Annotated in this window: 15 protein-coding genes; 2 read left to right on the top strand and 13 right to left on the bottom strand. The window is 64.9% G+C overall.

From position 1 onward, the window contains the following. Positions 1–126: 126 nt before the first annotated feature. Positions 127–858: a DUF3750 domain-containing protein gene (locus ACVJ5M_RS33260; protein WP_063984375.1), complete on the bottom strand. Its 732-nt coding sequence runs from the start codon at positions 856–858 to the stop codon at positions 127–129. A gap of 121 nt (positions 859–979) precedes the next feature. On the opposite strand from ACVJ5M_RS33260, the gene ACVJ5M_RS33255 reads away from it, so the two are divergent. Then, positions 980–1,240 carry a hypothetical protein gene (locus tag ACVJ5M_RS33255; RefSeq protein ID WP_063986529.1) on the top strand — a complete coding sequence of 87 codons (261 nt, stop codon included), beginning with the start codon at positions 980–982 and terminating at the stop codon, positions 1,238–1,240. Positions 1,241–1,612: 372 nt separating this feature from the next. Continuing rightward, entirely contained in the window at positions 1,613–4,717 is a 3,105-nt protein-coding gene (locus ACVJ5M_RS33250; RefSeq protein WP_063984373.1) for a DEAD/DEAH box helicase, read from the top strand. A gap of 7 nt (positions 4,718–4,724) precedes the next feature. Here the strand turns inward: ACVJ5M_RS33250 and ACVJ5M_RS33245 are convergent, their stop codons facing one another. The 12 genes from ACVJ5M_RS33245 to ACVJ5M_RS33190 all read right to left on the bottom strand — a co-directional run bounded on the left by ACVJ5M_RS33245 (position 4,725) and on the right by ACVJ5M_RS33190 (position 16,818). Next, positions 4,725–5,699 carry a tripartite tricarboxylate transporter substrate-binding protein gene (locus ACVJ5M_RS33245; RefSeq protein WP_063984372.1) on the bottom strand — a complete coding sequence of 325 codons (975 nt, stop codon included), beginning with the start codon at positions 5,697–5,699 and terminating at the stop codon, positions 4,725–4,727. Between the two features lie 26 nt (positions 5,700–5,725). Beyond that, on the bottom strand, positions 5,726–6,439 hold the full coding sequence (locus tag ACVJ5M_RS33240) for a GntR family transcriptional regulator (RefSeq protein WP_063984371.1): 714 nt from the start codon (positions 6,437–6,439) through the stop codon (positions 5,726–5,728). 23 nt (positions 6,440–6,462) lie between these two features. Continuing rightward, positions 6,463–7,203, bottom strand: a complete 741-nt coding sequence (locus tag ACVJ5M_RS33235) for an SDR family oxidoreductase (RefSeq protein WP_231144499.1) — start codon at positions 7,201–7,203, stop codon at positions 6,463–6,465. Between the two features lie 19 nt (positions 7,204–7,222). Then, positions 7,223–7,993 carry an SDR family oxidoreductase gene (locus tag ACVJ5M_RS33230; protein ID WP_063984370.1) on the bottom strand — a complete coding sequence of 257 codons (771 nt, stop codon included), beginning with the start codon at positions 7,991–7,993 and terminating at the stop codon, positions 7,223–7,225. A gap of 15 nt (positions 7,994–8,008) precedes the next feature. Then, entirely contained in the window at positions 8,009–8,389 is a 381-nt protein-coding gene (locus ACVJ5M_RS33225; RefSeq protein ID WP_014496467.1) for a carboxymuconolactone decarboxylase family protein, read from the bottom strand. A gap of 40 nt (positions 8,390–8,429) precedes the next feature. Next, complete coding sequence (locus ACVJ5M_RS33220; RefSeq protein ID WP_063984369.1) at positions 8,430–9,665, bottom strand: ABC transporter substrate-binding protein; 1,236 nt, start codon at positions 9,663–9,665, stop codon at positions 8,430–8,432. Between the two features lie 33 nt (positions 9,666–9,698). Next, complete coding sequence (locus ACVJ5M_RS33215) at positions 9,699–10,949, bottom strand: ABC transporter substrate-binding protein (protein ID WP_283018583.1); 1,251 nt, start codon at positions 10,947–10,949, stop codon at positions 9,699–9,701. Between the two features lie 33 nt (positions 10,950–10,982). Beyond that, on the bottom strand, positions 10,983–11,690 hold the full coding sequence (locus tag ACVJ5M_RS33210; RefSeq protein ID WP_063984367.1) for an ABC transporter ATP-binding protein: 708 nt from the start codon (positions 11,688–11,690) through the stop codon (positions 10,983–10,985). Next, on the bottom strand, positions 11,677–13,449 hold the full coding sequence (locus ACVJ5M_RS33205) for a branched-chain amino acid ABC transporter ATP-binding protein/permease (protein ID WP_187387760.1): 1,773 nt from the start codon (positions 13,447–13,449) through the stop codon (positions 11,677–11,679). Before ACVJ5M_RS33205 ends, ACVJ5M_RS33210 begins: the two co-directional genes overlap by 14 nt. Positions 13,450–13,451: 2 nt before the next feature. Then, positions 13,452–14,387 carry a branched-chain amino acid ABC transporter permease gene (locus ACVJ5M_RS33200; RefSeq protein ID WP_063984365.1) on the bottom strand — a complete coding sequence of 312 codons (936 nt, stop codon included), beginning with the start codon at positions 14,385–14,387 and terminating at the stop codon, positions 13,452–13,454. A gap of 61 nt (positions 14,388–14,448) precedes the next feature. Beyond that, entirely contained in the window at positions 14,449–15,894 is a 1,446-nt protein-coding gene (locus ACVJ5M_RS33195) for an MmgE/PrpD family protein (RefSeq protein WP_063984364.1), read from the bottom strand. Positions 15,895–15,924: 30 nt separating this feature from the next. Further along, a complete protein-coding gene (locus ACVJ5M_RS33190; RefSeq protein ID WP_063984363.1) occupies positions 15,925–16,818 on the bottom strand; it encodes an NAD(P)-dependent oxidoreductase in 894 nt (297 codons plus the stop codon). Positions 16,819–17,006 lie beyond the last annotated feature (188 nt).

Raw genomic sequence — 17,006 nt, 5'->3', positions numbered from 1 at the left:
GCAAGGCAATTCACCAAGCCTCATCTCGACTTAAGCCGCGCCACCGCGACCAACCGGCCAGGGGCGGTTCTACTGTGCATGGGGTTGTTTTTCAGTTTTTTGTTTGGCGAGGCGTCGGCAGGCGCTCTACAGGCCGGCGGCGACGCCCAGGCGGCCGATGCCGGGGAGCTTGAGCGCCGGCCGCCGGATGTCGATGCCCAGCACCGCGCCGAAGAAATTGATCTCGAACCCTTCGACCCAGCCGACCGTCATGCCGAGGTAACCCGACAGCGAGGCGTAGGCGCCGGTGCGGGAAGGGGTGATGCCGGCCCAGCGTCCGCTGTACGGATAGTCCTTGCCGACCGCGGTGGGTGGAAGGACGGCACGAAGCTCGGGAACGGCGTCCAGCGCCGCCTGCACGAAGGTGTTGGAATTCGGTCCGGGCCAGGCGCTGTAATCGCCGTAGGCGCGGAACTTGTAGGTCTCGACGACGTGGCGGATCTTGGGGATCAGCGCTTCGGCCCGCGCGCCGTCGACCGCCACGACGGTTTCGGGCATGGCGCCGAACCAGCGGCCGTCGGGTGCAAATCCGTTGCTCCGGATCGGGTCGCCCCACGCCGTGTAGTCGTATCGGCTGTAGGTGCTGGCACCTTTCTCCTTGACGACGATCCAGCTGTGGACGGCGAAAATGCTGCGCCACCGCACCGTGCGCGCGGCAAAGACCCGGATCAGCGCGTCCGGATTGGCCGATGCCGGCGGCAACAGGCCGGCGCTCGAGCGATCCGCCGTCTGCCAATTGCCCCGGCCATCGCCGAACAGATAATAGCGTCCGGCCGACAGTCCTATCGGCACGGAGACCAGCAGCAGGAAGAGAATCAAGAGTTTCCTCAAGGGCAGACGGGGGCAGGCGGGACAACACGATTAATATAGTTCGCCCGGCGGGTCGCGCCAGCACGCTTCTGCTCTTGCATTTGGGAGGTGCGCCCCCATGTTCCCGATTATGATGAAACTGTCCCTCATCGAAGACCAAGCCATCCAGGCGCGAATCGCGGGCATCGCGGGCGCCGAGACGTTTGATCGTCTTTTTGCCGGTATCCGATTCGACGAGATCGACGGCAATCTGCTGTTCGCCATTGCCAGGGACGAAGACTGCGCGAGCGAGATCGAGGACGAGTTCTCGCATCACCTCGCCGTGGTCGCGACGCAAATCCTCGGGCAGAGCGTCGACGTGGTCGTGGTGCTGCCGAAGGTCCTGCAATAGGCCTTATTTTGGCGTGCAGGCCGGTCGTCCGGGCTTGCATCCGTGCTTTCCAACGCAATCGTGAAATTGTAATGACGTGCTTGGGCGCTTGGGCCCAGTCCGCGTTGTCGACCGAGCTCTACGGCAGGGCTCGTCGGCGCGCGACTCTATTTCTGAAACAAAGTTGGATACACATTGGCGTCCACCAAAAAAGCCCGGGCCGCGACCGGCGCGAAAAAGACCAAGGCCAAAAGCTCGAAAGGCGAGAGCCCGAAGACCAAGAGCTCGAAGAGCAAGGGTTCAAAGAGCAAGGGTTCGAAGAGCACAGAGAGCAAAGGCTCGAAAGGCAATAGCTCGTCGCGTTCTACGGTCTCGTCCTCATCGCCTCTCGGCATGCTGGCGCTGCATCTGCGCGAGCAATGGGAGAAGTCTGGCCGCGACGGCCTCGTCTTCCTCTGCGACAATGAGAACAGGGCGGAGCGGCTGGGCGGCGTGATCCACGCGCTCGACCCTTCGGTCGAGGTGCTGGTGTTCCCGCGACTGAACAATCTGCCATTCGATGGTCTGGAGCCGTCGCGCGAGATCGCAGGCAGGCGGAGCTCGGTGTTGCGGCGCCTTGCCAAGGCAAGGAAGCCGGTCTTCCTCGTATCGACCGCAGAAGCCATCATGGAGCGGCTGCCGCTGCCGGCGAGCTGGTCAAAGACCAGCCTCAGCCTGAAAGTGGGCGCGGCCTATTCGGAAGCCGAGCTGGAGCGCCGTCTGGAAGCCCTCGGCTACGACCTCGACGAAGAGGCGGAATATCCGGGCGGCGTCCTGTTCCACGGCAAGACGTTCGAGGTGTTTCCCGCGGGCGGACTTGGTCCTTTCAGGATCGAACATTCCGACGGTGTTATCCGTAAGATCGTTGCCGTCGATCCGGTCGAGCATGAGGTCGTCTACGAGACCAGGGAATTGCTGATCGATCCGATGTCCGAACAGATTGCGCTCGGAGGCAAGCGCGGGCAGCGGGCGACGCTGCCGGATTATTGCGCTCGCGCGCGGTGGATCGTGGATGCCGGCGTACCGGGCCACGCCGATATCTGGCTGGGCACCATCGAGGAGGCCGCTGGCCGCAGGGATGCGGAGCGCGAGTATCTCGGACGGGCGGACTGGAAGCGGCTGAAGAAGAGCATCAGCGTGCTTCCGCAAAAATCGGCCTTCACGCCGACGCCCGATTTCTCGAAAGCCTCATCGCCAAGAAAGATCCTCCGCGCATTTATTGACGACATGCAACGCGCCGGGTCGCGGGTGCTGTTCGTCGCGGCCGTCGAGGATGACCTTCGCGCGATGGAGCGGATGAGCGGCATCAAGGCGGAGCGCTGTGCCGATTGGAGCGAGGCGACGGAGGGACGGGAGCGCGAAACGGCGTTCCTGGCCGACTTCGATGCCGGCTTCGTCGGGGCCGGCCGCAAGCCTCTCGTCATCGTCACCGCGTCCGACGTGCTCGGCAGCAGAGCCCATCATCCCCAGCCCATGGCGAGAGCTTGGACGGCCGCGTTCGATCATCCGGACGTCCCGGAGCGCGGCGCGGCGGTGGTCCATTTGCAGCGCGGACTCGCTCTGCTCGACGGCTTGCAGACCCTCGCCATGGGGACGGGATCGCGGCGCGAGATGGTCAGGCTTGCGTTCGCGGGAGACAACGCCGTTCTCGTGCCGCCGGCCGACCTTGCCTTGATCTGGCCGTATGCGGCCGAGCCCGGCAAGCTGGCACGGGACAAGGCGGACGGGAGCACATGGTGGGCGCGGCGGACCGAGGCCGAGGCGGAGATTCAGGTCGCCGCCAAGGCGCTCGCAAAGCACATCAGCCAGCGCCACCGCCGCCGCGCGCCGAAACTGGTCGCGCCCGGGCCGCTCTATGAAAGGTTCGTTGCGCGTTTTCCGTATTTCCCGACCGTCGATCAGGCGAAGGCCATTCAGGACGTGCTCGATGATCTCGCGGCAGGTCATCCCATGGACAGGGTGGTGTGCGGCGACGTCGGATTTGGAAAGACCGAGGTGGCGTTGCGCGCGGCAGCCGCGGTGGCGCTGTCCGGGAAACAGGTGGCGATCGCCGTGCCGACCACGGTCCTGGCGCGGCAGCATGTCGAAACCTTCCGCAAGCGCTTCGGTCCTCTCGGTATCGAAGTCGGAAGCCTGTCGCGGGCGACCTCCGGCCCGGAGACGCGAGGGATCAAAGAGGGCTTGCGAAGCGGCAGGCTGAAAGTCGTTGTCGGCACGCAGGCGCTCTCTGCAAAGGATGTGAAGTTCGCCGATCTTGGCCTCGTCATCATCGACGAAGAGCAGCACTTCGGAGCGGCGGAGAAGGCGAAGCTTTCAGGGCTGGCAAAGAATGCCCATACGCTCTGGATGAGCGCGACGCCCATCCCGCGTACGCTCGCCGCTGGTCTTGCGGGCTTCCGGGATCTCAGCGTGATCGCAACGCCGCCGGTTCACCGGCTTCCGATCGTGACCAAGATCGCTCCGCTTTCGGATGCGGCCATTGCCGGAGCATTGCTACGCGAGCGGCGGCGGCATGGACAGAGTTTTCTGATCTGCCCGCGCATCCAGGATCTGGAGCCGATGCTGGCGCGCGTGCAATCGTTGGCGCCCGACCTCCGCATCGTCTGCCTTCATGGCAAGATGCCCGTCGACGACCTCGACGACCGCATGATGAGTTTCGTCGATGGCGAGGCGGACGTCCTCCTGGCGACCAACATCGTGGAAAGCGGTCTTGATATCCCGCGCGCGAATACCATCGTGGTGTGTTGGCCCGAAAAGTTCGGCCTCGCACAGCTCCATCAGCTCAGGGGGCGGGTGGGACGCGGCGGAACGCGCGCCTTCGCCTATCTGCTGACGGAGTCGACCTCGGAACAGTCCGAGAAGCGCTTGGCCGTCCTCGAGGAGTTCAGCAAGCCCGGCGCCGGCTTTGCCATCAGCGAGCGCGACCTGGACCTCAGGGGCGCCGGCGATCTGTTTTCCGAACAGCAGTCCGGGCACGTGCAGGTGTTCGGGCCGGTGCTCTACAGTCATCTCCTGAAGCTCGCCTCGGAAAGAGTGAACGACTCGGGCGCCTTTCTGTGGGTGCCGGATCTGAATCTGCCTGTCGGCGACATGTTGCCTGAAGGCTATGTGCAATCGGAAGCAATGCGGCTCGAGATCTATGGTCGCGCCGCCAGATGCCGGAGCGACGACGATCTGGAAGACCTGGAGGAGGAGACCTCGCGGCGTTTCGGCAGGCTGCCGCCGGAGGCGCGTGATTTCTTTGCGGCCGCCAGGCTCAGGATCGATTGCAAGCGGCGTGGCATCGTCAGGCTCGATGTCGGGCCCGAGGCCGTCGCCGCGACTTTCCTCCCCGGACGGCTGCGGAAATCCAGAGCGCGATCGCTCCAGCGCGACGGCGATCGCGTCGTCTGCGCCGCCCGCGGGCACGCGGAACCGTTCGGCCGGATCGAGGAATTCCTGGAGCTTCTGGACGAGTGAGGCAGACCTACTGCGGCTCGATTCCGGCTGCCTTGATGATCCGGCCCCATTTGGCGATCTCCGCCTTCAGGAAGGCTTCGAGCGCAGCCGGCGTCGCGCGCTCGGCCTCAACCGGAGCCATGCTGAGCTCGGCAAAGCGGCTGATCAACGCTGGGTCTTTGAGCGCCGTCTGCAGTGCACCGACGAGCTGGTCGATCACGGGCTTGGGCGTGCCGCGCGGCGCGTAGAGGCCATACCAGGTCGTCACATCGAATTCGGGAACGCCGGCCTCGGCCGAGGTCGGTACGCCAGGCAGTGTCGCGACGCGCGTCTTGCTCGTGATCGCGTAGCCCTTGATCGTGTTCGACTGGATATAGGGCGTCGGTCCCGTCGCGGGATCGCAATAGACGTCGATATGGCCGGCGATGACGTCGTTCAGCGCGGGCCCGCCGCCCTTGTAGTAGATTTGCGAGAGTTTCGTATCGGTGGTGCTCATGAACATAAGGCCGCAGAGCTGCGAGGCTGAGCCGAGACCGACATTGCCGAAAGTCATCTTGTCGCCCTCGCTGCGGATGCGCGTGATCATCTCGCCGAGATCCTTGGCCGGGAAATTCGGCCGGGCCACCAGGATCATCGGGACATCAGTGACGAGCCCGATCATGGCGAAGTCGCCGACGGGATCGAACGGCAGTTTTGCGTAAAGCGCGGGCGCAGTGGCCTGGCCGACATGCATCAGGAGCAGCGTGTAGCCGTCAGGCGCGGCCTTGGCGACGCGGTTGGTGCCGAGTGTGCCGCCGGCACCGACGACATTCTCGATGACGATGGACTGCTTCAGCGTCGCGCTCATGGCGTTGCCGAGAATTCGCGCGATGACGTCGCCGGGGCCGCCGGCGGAGAACGGCACGATCATCGTGACCGGGCGGGTGGGGTAGTCGTCTGCGATTGCCGCGCCACAGGGCAAGAGCAGGAGACACAGGATCAGCGATCGTACCAGAGACAACATCGAACACTCCCTGAATTCTTGTTTTTCTAGTCGTCGGAGGACGTCGCCTCCTTGGCGGCGTTTCGTTCAATCATGTCGAGCGCGGCCACCGCAGCCGCATTGATGTGATCGACGCAGCAGCGCTCGGCGAGATCCGGATCGCCGTTCTGGATCGCGCGCCAGATCGCGGTGACCTCGCGCAGGCTCTTGTTGATCCGTTTCGGCTGCGACATCGACGTGATCCGCAACAGTTGGATCCGGTCGTGCAGCGGCTTGAGCATGCGCTCGATGAAGGCGTTGCGGCAGCCGCCGATCAGCGCGGCGTAGAAGTCGGTCTTGGCTTCGAGGCTCCCGACGAGGTCCTGCTTGGCTGCGGCCGCCTTCAGCCGTGCCAGGGCTTCCCCGATCCGTCGAGCCACTTCCGGATCGTGGAGCCTGGCGCATTCGCGGCCGGCGAATCCTTCGAGCACCGCGCGCGCCGCGTACAGCTGCCGGGCTTCTTCGAGGCTGATCGTGGAGACCACGGGGCCGCGGTGCGGGACGATGTTGACGAGGCCGTCGGCTTCGAGGGCACGCAGGGCTTCGCGGATCGAGGGGCGGCTGACGCCCATCATCTCGCAGAGCTCACGCTCGACCAGGCGCTGGCCCGGTTTGAGTGTTCCGGACATGATCGCCTCGCGCAGCTTTTGCGCGACCATCGCCCGGACGGTCGGGACGTCCTCGATGCGGAGTGTCGACTGCAATTCGCTACGTCTTTCCATGTCCGGACCCTGGTTGGGAAAAGTCAGTACCGGTTTACAGGCAGAATCATCATTTCGGCAATTTGAACGTGCGCGGGCTGGTCCAGGGCGAAGACGATCGAACGGGCAATATCGGCAGGCTCGAGCGCCATCCTGAACTGGTCGAAATAGTCCTTTTCCTTCTGCCTGTCGCCACGGTAGCGGGTCAGGATGATGTTGGTCCGGGTCAGGCCTGGCTGGAGCTCGGTGACCCGGATCGCGGTTTCTGCCAGCTCGCCCCGCAGCGTCTCGGTGAACATGTGCACGCCCGCCTTGCTGGTGCTGTAGGCGGCCATATCGGGGACGATCCGGACCGCGTTGATGGAGCTGATGTTGACGACATGGCCGGCGTTGCGCCTGACCATGTCGGGCAGGATCGCGCGGGTGACGCGCATCAGGCCGATCAGATTGGTCTGGATGATGTTGGACCAGTCGTCGGCGGAGCCGGCATCGAACCGCGTCCGCCCGCCGATATCGTGCCCGGCGTTGTTGATGAGGACGTCGACCGGCTTGAACTGCGCGGGAATGGCGTCCGGCAGGCGATCCACGGCCTGCCCATCGCTAACGTCGAGCTGGATCGGAAACACCGCGTTGCCCGCCACGGACGCGAGTTCCTCAAGCGCCTTGGCGTCGCGATCGACCAGCACGACGCGGCGGCCGCTTTCCAGCAAGGCCTTGGTGATGGCGCGTCCCATGCCGCCGGCGGCACCCGTCAGCACGACGCTCTGGCCCGATTGTTCAGTCATCGCAACACTCCCAATGCTTTCATGCAACCGACCAGCCGCCGTCGATCGGCAGGCTGGCGCCGGTGATATCGTTTGCCGCGGGCCCACAGAGAAAGACGACCATGGCGGCGACCGCGTTCATTTCGACGAAGCGCTGCGTTGGCTGGCGCTCACCGAGATATTCCTTGGTCACGTCGTCGACCGGACGGCCGCTGTTCGACGCGATCGTTGCGATCTTGTTCAGGATCGCGGGCGTTGGCAGCGTGCCTGGGCAGAGCGTGTTGCAGGTGATGCCGCTCCGCGCCGTCTCGATCGCCACCGCGCGGGTCATACCGAGGATCGCAGTCTTGGTGGTGACGTAGTCGATGCGATCCTCGACCGCGCGGCTGGAATAGATCGAGCCCATGTTGATGATCCGGCCCCAGCCGCGCTGCTTTATGGCTGGCAGCGCCAGGCGGATCAAATGGAACGGCGCCGACAGGTTGACGGCCAGCGCCTGCTCCCAGCGATCGGGCGGAAACTGCTCGATGGCGGAGAAATGCCTGACCACGGCGTTGTTGACGAGGATGTCGATGGCGCCGCAGCGGTCGAGCAGATCGGCCATCATGGCCTCGATCGCCTCGCGCTGGGCGAGATCGGCGCCGGCCGAGACGACCTCGACGCCGAAGCGGGCGCGGAGGTCATCCGCGGCCTGCTTCGGCGCGACGAGATCATGAAGGACGATATTGGCGCCCGCGCCGGCAAGGCCTTCCGCGACGGCGAGGCCAAGGCCCGCGGTCGCACCGGTCACGAGTGCCCATTTGCCCTTCATCGTCGTCAAGCTCCGTTATTTCTTGTCGAGCTCGGCGAAGACTTCCTTCGCGTTCCGGAACGCATCCACGCCGGCCGGCACGCCGCAATAGATCGCGACCTGCATGAAGACCTCGCGGATCTCCTCCTTGGTGGCGCCGTTGGCGAGCGCACCGCGGACATGGGTTTTCAGCTCGTGTGGGCGGTTGAGCGCGCAGAGCATCGCCAGATTGAGGAAGCTGCGCGTCTTGCGCGTGAGGCCGTCGCGGCCCCAGACGTAGCCCCAGCAATACTCCGTGGTGAGGTCCTGCATCGGACGATTGAACTCGTCCGCGGATGCGATCGCCTTGTCCACGAACTCGTTGCCGAGCACGCTCTTGCGGATTTCGAGCCCGCGGTCGTAGGTCGCCTTGTCCATGTTGTTCTCCGTTTCTCTTTCGGGCGTTGTCAGTTCTCAGTCAGTTTTTGGGCCAGAACGGCTGCGCCAGCGCGAGCTGGGGCGGGAACACCGTCACCGGCACGCCGGATTGCCACTGCACGATGGTCATGCCGGCGCCGACGCGGCGGCCCTTCTCGTCGAACTTGATCTCGCCCAGCGGATAGTATTTCGAGGGGCCGGCATCCATGGTGCGCAGCGCCTCGCCGACGGCAACGCGGTCGGCCTTGCCGGCCTTCTCGAGCGCGTCCTTGATCACCCACATGTCGCCATAGGTGGAGATCGCGTTCTGCGTCATCCACGGCTCCTTGTAGCGGGTCTTCAACTCGGCGATCAGCGCCTCGTGGCCCTTGGCGCCCCAGCTTGCGACGCAGGTCAGCACGCCCTGGAGGAGTTCGGGACTGACGGTTTGCAGCATGTCGGGCTCGGCGATCGCGATGCCGAACGAGATGGTCGGAATCTTGCCCTGGCCGAGGCCGAACTCGTTCATCTTCTCGAGCAGCAGCTTCGCGTCCGAGATCACCGTCGGCAGGAAGAACAGCAGATCGGGTTTCGCCGAGCGGATCTTCTGCACCAGCGACGTCGCATCAGCCAGCGGCGGCGTGAACGTCTCGTCGACGATCAGCTGCAACTGGTTCTCCGCCAGCAGGCCCTCGCGCATCGCCTTTGCGGAAGCGATCGAGGCCCCCGTGTTGTCGGTCAGGATCGCGACCGTCTTCGGCCGCTTGCCTGAGGCCGTCTCCGCCAGCTTGATGATCTGGGGCAACGCCTGCCGTGCCTGCGAGCCTGCGGTGGCCGCGGTCTGGAACACGTATTTGAATCCGCGGTCGGTGATCAGGTCGGAATAGGAGAGGGTGAGGACGGGCAGGCTGGCGCGCTCGGTGACTTCGGTCACCGCGAGCGTGAACGAGGACAGGTATGCGCCGCTGGCAGCAACCAGATCGGTCTCCTGCGCGACCATGCGCTGGGCGGCGTTCTTGGCCTTTTCCGTGGTGTCGCCGGAATCGAGCACGACCAGCTTCAGCTTGGCGCCGCCGAGGGCCTTGATGCCGCCTTGCGCGTTGATGTGGTCGACCGCCATCTCGGCGCCCTCACGCATCACCGTTCCCGGGCGGGCGTAGAGGCCGGAGATCGGCACCAGCAGGCCGACCTTCACCTCTGAAGGTTGCTGCGCCCAGGCGCGGGATGCGATCAGCGTGCCGGACGCGCCGGCCAATAGCGTTCGCCGCGAGATCGTGAACTTGCTTTTTGCAGTCATGACAATTCTCCTCCCTGAAAAATCGCGCGGCGCTTAGGATTTCTTCGGCCAGAACGGCTCTGCTTGCGCGAGATCGGGCGGATAGACGGTGACAGGTACGCCCGATTGCCATTGCACGATGACGACGCCGGCGCCGACGCGGCGGCCCTTCTCGTCGAATTTGAGCTGGCCGCCCGGATAGTATTTCGACGGACCGGCATCCATGGTGCGGAACGCCTGCGCGACCGAGTTGCGGTCCGCCTTGCCGGCCTTCTCCAGCGCTTCCTTCATCAGCCACATGTCGCCATAGGTCGAGATGACGTTCTGCGTCATCCAGGGCTCCTTGTATTTGGCCTTGAGCTCGGCGATCAGGGCCTCTTGGCCTTTCGAGCCCCAGTTGGCGACGATGGTCATGATGCCCTGCACGGTCTCCGGGCTCACGCTCTGGAGCATGTCCGGCTCGGCGATGGTGATGCTGAAGGACACCGTCGGAATCTTGCCCTGGCCGAGGCCGAACTCGCTGATCTTCTCCAGCCCCAGCTTGGCGTCCGACACTGCATTCGGCATGAACAGGAGCAGATCGGGCTTTGCCGAGCGAACCTTCTGGATCAGCGGCGTGGCATCCGACAGCGGCGGCGTCCAGACTTCCTCGACGACGAGTTGCAGGCCTTCCTGTGCGAGCAGTTTTTCCTTCAGCGCCTTGGCGGTGGCGACTGATGTCGCGGTGTTGTCCATCAACATCGCCACGGTCTTCGGCTTCTTGCCCGACGCATTCTCGGCGAGTTTCATCAGCGTCGGCAGGCCGAGCTCGGACTGGCGGCTCGCGGTCGCGGCGGTCTGGAAGATGTATTTGAAGCCGCGGTCGGTCAGCAGGTCCGAATAGGACAGTGTCAGCACCGGCAGTTCGGCACGCTCGGTCACCTCGGTGACGGCGAGGGTGAAGGATGAGAGATAAGAGCCGGTGGCGGCGACGAGATCGGGTTCCTGCGCCACCATGCGTTGCGCCGCGTTCTTGGCCTTCTCGGTGGTGTCGCCGCAGTCGATCACGACCAGTTTCAGCTTGGCACCGCCGAGCGCCTTGATGCCGCCCTGGGCGTTGATGTGCTCGATGCCCATCTCGGCGCCCATCTTCATGACCTGGCCGGGGCGGGTGTAGATGCCGGACAGCGGCACGATCAGTCCGACCTTGACCTCCGCCGGCGCCTGCGCGCGTGCCACGCCGGCGAGGCCGACGGCGGCAGCGCCCGACAACACGGTCCGGCGCGTCAGTCCTTTTGATATCCTGCCCTTCGATGTCTTGTTCATTTTGTTGTCTCCCTGCTCTTTGTTTTTTGTTCGTCACATGCCGAGATAGGCTTTGCGCACGCGATCATCGGCGCGCAGCGTGTCGTTGTTGCCTTCGAGCACGACGCGTCCGGCTTCGAGGACGTAGCCGTGGTCGGCGGACTCCAGCGCTTCCGCCACGCGCTGCTCGACCAGCAGCATGGTCAGCCCGGACTGACGCCGGATATCGATCAGCCGTTCGAAGATGAAGTCCGCTGTCGACGGCGCGAGACCCATCGAGGGCTCGTCCAGCATCAACAGCTTCGGCGAGGAGGCGAGGCCGCGGCCGATCGCGAGCATCTGCTGCTGGCCGCCGGACATCGTACCCGCGAACTGATTGCGGCGTTCCTTCAGCACCGGCAGCCATTCGAAGATGCGCTCGATATTGGCCTGCCAGTCGCGCCGGCCGCTTTCGGTCATCGCGCCCATTTCGAGGTTCTCCATCACCGTCAGCGACGGGAACACCTGGCGGCCCTCGGGGACGTGGGCGATGCCGAGATGGGCGCGCTGCGGCGGCGGCACGGCAAGAAGGTCGACGCCGTCGAACGTAATTGCCCCGCCGCTCGGCTTCACGATGCCGGAGATCGTCTTGAACAGGGTGGTCTTGCCGGCGCCGTTAGGCCCGACGATCGCAACGAACTGGCCGGCGCCGACATTGATCGACACGTCGTTCAGGACGGGCTTGGCCGAATAGCCCGCGCTCAGTCCCTCAATTCGCAGCATGGCCCACCCACTTCTTGCCGAGATAGGCCTCGATCACCCGGTTGTCGCGCGTCACCACTTCGGGCAGGCCCTCGGTGATGACGGCGCCATGGTCGAGCACGAGGAATCTGTCCACCAGGCGGACCATCGCCTGCATGGTGTGCTCGATGATGGCGATGGTCATGCCGTCGCGTGCGAGCTGCTGGATCACGGCGACGACCTCGTCCGCTTCGCCGTGGCCAAGGCCCGCAAGCGTCTCGTCGAGCAGCAGGATGCGGGGCTGGCCGGCGATCGCGCGGGCGAGCTCCATCAGCCGCAGCTCCTTGGTCGAGAGTTCGCCGGCGACACGGTTGGCTACGGCGGAGAGCCCGACGCGGGCGACTGCGTCGGCGGCGAGCTTGCGTGCCTCCGCATCGGAGCGGGCGCGCACATAGGCCCCCACCACGACATTGTCGAGGATCGACATGCGCAGGAATGGCCGCATCACCTGGAAGGTGCGGCCGATGCCGGCCTCGCAGATCACGTGCGGCCGTTGGCCGGACATGTTGCGGCCGTCGATCAGCACCTCGCCCTCGCTCGGCTTCAGAAAACCGTTGAGGAGGTTGAACAGCGTGGTCTTGCCGGCGCCGTTCGGGCCGATGATGCCGAGGATCTCGTTCTTGTGCAGCTTGAAGCTGACATCCTGAACGGCTTTGAGTCCGCCGAAGGAGCGCGAGAGATTGCGAACCTCGAGCATCACCTCGCCGGTGGCCGCACGCTGCCGCGCGGCAGGCTTCAGCGCCGTGACGTTGGCGACGGCCGTTTCCGGAGTGACGCTAGCCGTGGCCTTGGATGCATTTCGCCTGCGCAGGAGATCGCGCAGTTTCCAGAACAGGCCTTCCGGCGCGAGCAAGATGACACAGACGATCGCCAGGCCGAAGATGACGCCCTGAATGCCGGGGATGCGCGCACCGGCCTCTGCGTGCAGGATCTCGGCGAGTGGGATCAGGATCACGGAGCCGATGACCGGTCCCCAGACCGTACCGACGCCGCCGAACATCGCGACCGTCAACGCCTGCGCCGACACCAGCATGCCGAACACCGATTGCGGGGTCACGACCAGCAGCACCTGCACATAGAATCCGCCGATGGCGGCGGCGATCGCGCCGCTCAACGTGATCGCGCGCAGCTTCCAAGCCAGCGTGTTGATTCCGGCCGCTTCTGCCGCAGCCTCGTTCTGCTTGATCGCGAGCAGCGCCATGCCGAAGCGGGATCGCTCGATCACCTGCGTCAGCACGATGGTGGCAAGCATGATGGCGAGCCCCAGCAGCGTGTAGATGTGAGGGTCGGAGAACTGCATATAGGCGATCGGCGCGTCGCGCTTGATCGGAAGCGTCACCTCCTGGAAGCCGAGCCACTCGAACACGTAGAGAATGGCGAGCGGGTAGGCGAGCATCGCGAGCGCGAAGTAGTGGCCCTGGAGGCGGAAGGTCGGAAATCCGATCAGCAGCCCGGCGATGCCGCCGAGCATGGCGGCGACCGGGATCAGCAGCCAGGGGGAGATGTCGAAATAAATCTGCCCGAGCGCGGTCGCATAGGCGCCGATCCCAAAGAAGGCGGCGTGGCCGAACGAGATCAGCCCGGTGTAGCCGCTCAGCAAATTCCAGGACAGGCCGAACACCGCCCACACCGGCACCAGCGTCAGGATGAGCTGGTAGTAGGAGTTGGTGACGCCGAGTGAGATCCCGGCGTAAGCGAGCGTGAAGAGCAGGGGAGGCAGCAGTGAACGCATCCGGAGCATGGTCACGTCCTCTCGACCATGCGCCCGAAGAAACCTTGCGGACGGAAGAAGATGATGAGGAGGAAGACGGCGAAGATCGCGGCATTCTGCAACTGCGTCGGCAGGATCAGCGTCGACATCTGCTGCACGAGGCCGATCGTCATGCCGCCCCAGAAGGCACCGATGATGCTGCCCATGCCGCCGAGCACGACGCCGGCATACATGACGATCACGTATTCGAGGCCGACGAAGGGGTGGAACGGATAGTTGGTCGCGAGCAGGCCGCCGGCGATCGCGGTGATGCCGCAGCCGAGCGCGAAGGCGGTGCGATGCGCGCGGTCGACGTCGATGCCCATATAGGTCGCGGCGGTCGGATTGTCGGCGGCGGCGCGGAGCGACTTGCCGATCCGGGTCCGCGTGATCAGCAGCGAAAGCAGAATCATGATCGCGAGCGAAACGATCGCGTCGATGCTGCGCGCCTTGTTGAGGAAGATGCTGATGTCCAAGAAGGGAACGAATTCCCAGGCCGAGCTCGACAGCGGCGTGCGGATCGAGGCCAGCACCGATCCGAACACGATGAGGCCGCCGTTCTGCAGGATCAGCGCGATGCCGAGCGTCAGGATCAGCTGGGCGTAATGGCCTTCGCCTTCCAGCGAGGCGGTGCGCGTGCCCGAGACGCGCGAGATCAGGGCCAGATGGACGAAATAACCGAACACGGCGAGTACCGGGCCAGCCAGCAGGATGGCCACGAACGGACCGACCGTATTGCCGAACAGCGCCTGGATGCCGGCGGCGGTGAAGAGATAGAAGGCGGCATACATGCCGAGCATCATGAAATCGCCATGGGCGAAGTTGATGACGCGCATGACGCCGAAGATCAGGCCGAGCCCGACGCACATCAGGCCGTAGACGGCGCCGATCAAAAGGCCCGCTGCGAGCGCTTGAAAGAAGCCTTCCATCAGCCCCGCCTCCGCGCGGCGTGAGCGCCGGCTTGCTGGCGATTGTGCGCCGTCGGCACTGCTAGGCGGGTCTCCCGGTCGACCATATTTCCCCCGTATTGTTTGGCATTTCTTGTGATGCCGATCGTAAAGCCTGTTCTGGCGTGTTCAGACGACACTGCGCTGCGATGTAGCCGGCATTGCCGAGCTGCTCGCAGCCGTCGATGAGTTGTTCGAGCCGGTGCGCGCGGTCCTCGCCGAGGACTCTGGTTGCGGCGGCGCGGAAGCGCGCACGAATATCTGAAGGCGTTGCGGCGATGACGTCGGGCAAAGCGTGCCGGATCGTCCGTCCGCCGCGCAGATGCACGGTCACCTCCGCGCCCTGCTTGCCGGGGAAGGCGGCGGTGAAGCCTGGATCTGCCCCGAGATCGGTGACCGCGACCAGGCGAATGATGTCGGCATCATCGAGTTCGGAATAGTTCTCTTCCTCGATCTCGCCCCGCGTCAGCGTCGCAGCAACGCTGAAGGGAATGCTCATCTTGGCCTGAAGCGCGTTGCGATAGGGCCCCATGGAGTCGCAGCCGGGATAGCGAACGGCGGCATCGGGTGCGCGAATGATGACGCGGTCGATCTCCTCAGTGCTGGCGAGCTCGTGCGAGACGCGAAGCGCTGCTTGGGCCGCGGTCTGCGCGAAATTGCAGGCCGGGACCGGCTTGTTGTAGACAGCCATGATCTCGCTCTCGCCATCCGGGAAGAGCGTGATGCTGTCGGGCGCGGCCTGGCGGCGATAGGCGGCGAACAGGCCGGCTTCACCCTCCAGTATGGTTTCCGAGCCGAAAGCGCCGGCTGCCGCAAGACCGATCGCCTTGATGGCGTTGCTGGCCGCAAAGCCCGGATGAAAATACATGTCGGAGCCGCCGGCATGCGGCCACTCGTTCAGCCCGCTGGATGTATTGGCCGCGATCGCGATGGCGCTGGTTGCCTGGTCCTCGGACAGGCCGAGCGCAAAGCTTCCCGCCAGCGCCGCGCCTGGCGGCGCCACGAGCCCCGTCGGGCGATAGAGCCGTGCGAGGTCGGAGGTCAGGAGCGCGCGGCCGATCCGCGCGCCGGTCTCATAGCCGATGATGGCGGCTGAGAGCAGTCTGGCTCCATGCAGCGGCGTCTGCTCCGACAGCGCGAGCAGCGTCGGCCAGATCACGACGCCGTGGTGCGCGACGCTGGCCGCATGCATGTCTTCGCGGACGAGACCATGCCCCATCACGGCGTTGGCAAAGGCGGCATCGGCCGACGAGGAGAGTTGTGACGTCCCGATGATCGTTGCAGTGCCGCCGGCTTGTGCGATCGCAACCGCCTGACGGCTCCAGGGATGCTGGCCCGCCTCGAAGGCGCAGGACAAGAAGTCGAGCAGGCAGAGCTTTGCCTTCGCGACGACCTCCGGCCCGAAAACTCCAAGATCAAGCGCAAGCACGCTCCGCGCCATCTGGCGCGCGAGCGAGACCTTGCCTGATCCGGTCGGGCCGATCGTCATCGCAATCGCTCTCCCTGAAGGCTTGCGTGATCAGCCGCGCATCTCGACCCCGGCCCATTCCTCGAGCACCTTGGCGATCGAGGTGAAGTCGGACGATGCGCCGTATTTGGCATTGGTGATCGCGAGCATCTGCCGCACCACCGCGCCGCAGACCATCGGCACGCCCATGGCCTCGGCCTCGTCGACGCAGAGCCGGACGTCCTTGTAGGAAAGGCCGGTGGTGAAGCCGAAATCGAAGGTGCCGGGCAGCACCGCGCGGGGGAACTTGTCTTCGGAGGCGCTGTTGCGGCCGCTGCTGGCGTTGATGATGTCGATCAGCACCTTTGCGTTGACGCCGCCCTTGACGCCCATCGCGACGGCTTCGGACGTGATGACCAGCGCCGCGGCCGCCATCAGATTGTTGGCGAGCTTGGCCGTCTGCGCCACGCCGGGCTTGTCGCCGGTGTAGAACAGCTTGCCGAAATTCTTCAGGATCGGCTGAACGATTTCGTAGGTCGCCTGCGGGCAGGACACCATCACGGCCAGCGTGCCGTTGACGGCGCCCTTGATGCCGCCGCTCACGGGCGCATCGACCAGCGTCATGCCTTTGGCCTTCAGGCCTTCCGCAACGATCTTTGCCGCGCCGGGACCGGAAGTCGAGAGATCAATGACGATCTTGGCGCGGCTGCCGCTGCTGATGCCATTTTGTCCGAGCGTGACGGCCTTGACGATGTCGGGCGTCGGCAGGCTGGCGAGCACGATATCAGCGCGGGAGGCGACATCGGCCGGCGATTTGCCGAGCTGGGCGCCGCGCTTGACCAGCGGCTGGGTCGCTTCAGTCTGCGTGTCATAGATCACGAGCGAATAGCCCGCGTCGATCAATCGCCCCGCCATGGGGCCGCCCATGCGGCCCGTGCCGATTACGCCGAGAATCTCTCCCGCCATCGTCTACTCCCTGTCGCGCGACCCGTGACGGGCGCGCCTTCTTGATCTCGTTGGTCAAACGCTTTCGCCGGCCGGCCTTCTCGGCCGCCGTCGTCGTGGCAGCGGGATCCCGCGCCAACGGGCCGGATTGTTATGATTGTCAGACAAGCTGTCAAGCATAACATTTGGGGTCGACAGTTTGCCGCGGA

It is taken from the genome of Bradyrhizobium sp. S3.7.6 (assembly GCF_054061875.1).
Note: the sequence above shows the minus strand (reverse complement) of the source record. Positions and strands in the feature narration are given on the sequence as shown.

Bases quoted from the DNA above. Each gene is read 5' to 3' on its own strand.
- ACVJ5M_RS33255 (WP_063986529.1), top strand. From the start codon at position 980: ATGATGAAACTGTCCCTCATCGAAGACCAAGCCATCCAGGCGCGAATC.
- ACVJ5M_RS33250 (WP_063984373.1), top strand. From the start codon at position 1,613: ATGCTGGCGCTGCATCTGCGCGAGCAATGGGAGAAGTCTGGCCGCGAC.
- ACVJ5M_RS33245 (WP_063984372.1), bottom strand. From the start codon at position 5,699: ATGTTGTCTCTGGTACGATCGCTGATCCTGTGTCTCCTGCTCTTGCCC.
- ACVJ5M_RS33240 (WP_063984371.1), bottom strand. From the start codon at position 6,439: ATGGAAAGACGTAGCGAATTGCAGTCGACACTCCGCATCGAGGACGTC.
- ACVJ5M_RS33235 (WP_231144499.1), bottom strand. From the start codon at position 7,203: ATGACTGAACAATCGGGCCAGAGCGTCGTGCTGACGGGTGCCGCCGGC.
- ACVJ5M_RS33230 (WP_063984370.1), bottom strand. From the start codon at position 7,993: ATGAAGGGCAAATGGGCACTCGTGACCGGTGCGACCGCGGGCCTTGGC.
- ACVJ5M_RS33225 (WP_014496467.1), bottom strand. From the start codon at position 8,389: ATGGACAAGGCGACCTACGACCGCGGGCTCGAAATCCGCAAGAGCGTG.
- ACVJ5M_RS33220 (WP_063984369.1), bottom strand. From the start codon at position 9,665: ATGACTGCAAAAAGCAAGTTCACGATCTCGCGGCGAACGCTATTGGCC.
- ACVJ5M_RS33215 (WP_283018583.1), bottom strand. From the start codon at position 10,949: ATGAACAAGACATCGAAGGGCAGGATATCAAAAGGACTGACGCGCCGG.
- ACVJ5M_RS33210 (WP_063984367.1), bottom strand. From the start codon at position 11,690: ATGCTGCGAATTGAGGGACTGAGCGCGGGCTATTCGGCCAAGCCCGTC.
- ACVJ5M_RS33205 (WP_187387760.1), bottom strand. From the start codon at position 13,449: ATGCTCCGGATGCGTTCACTGCTGCCTCCCCTGCTCTTCACGCTCGCT.
- ACVJ5M_RS33200 (WP_063984365.1), bottom strand. From the start codon at position 14,387: ATGGAAGGCTTCTTTCAAGCGCTCGCAGCGGGCCTTTTGATCGGCGCC.
- ACVJ5M_RS33195 (WP_063984364.1), bottom strand. From the start codon at position 15,894: ATGACGATCGGCCCGACCGGATCAGGCAAGGTCTCGCTCGCGCGCCAG.
- ACVJ5M_RS33190 (WP_063984363.1), bottom strand. From the start codon at position 16,818: ATGGCGGGAGAGATTCTCGGCGTAATCGGCACGGGCCGCATGGGCGGC.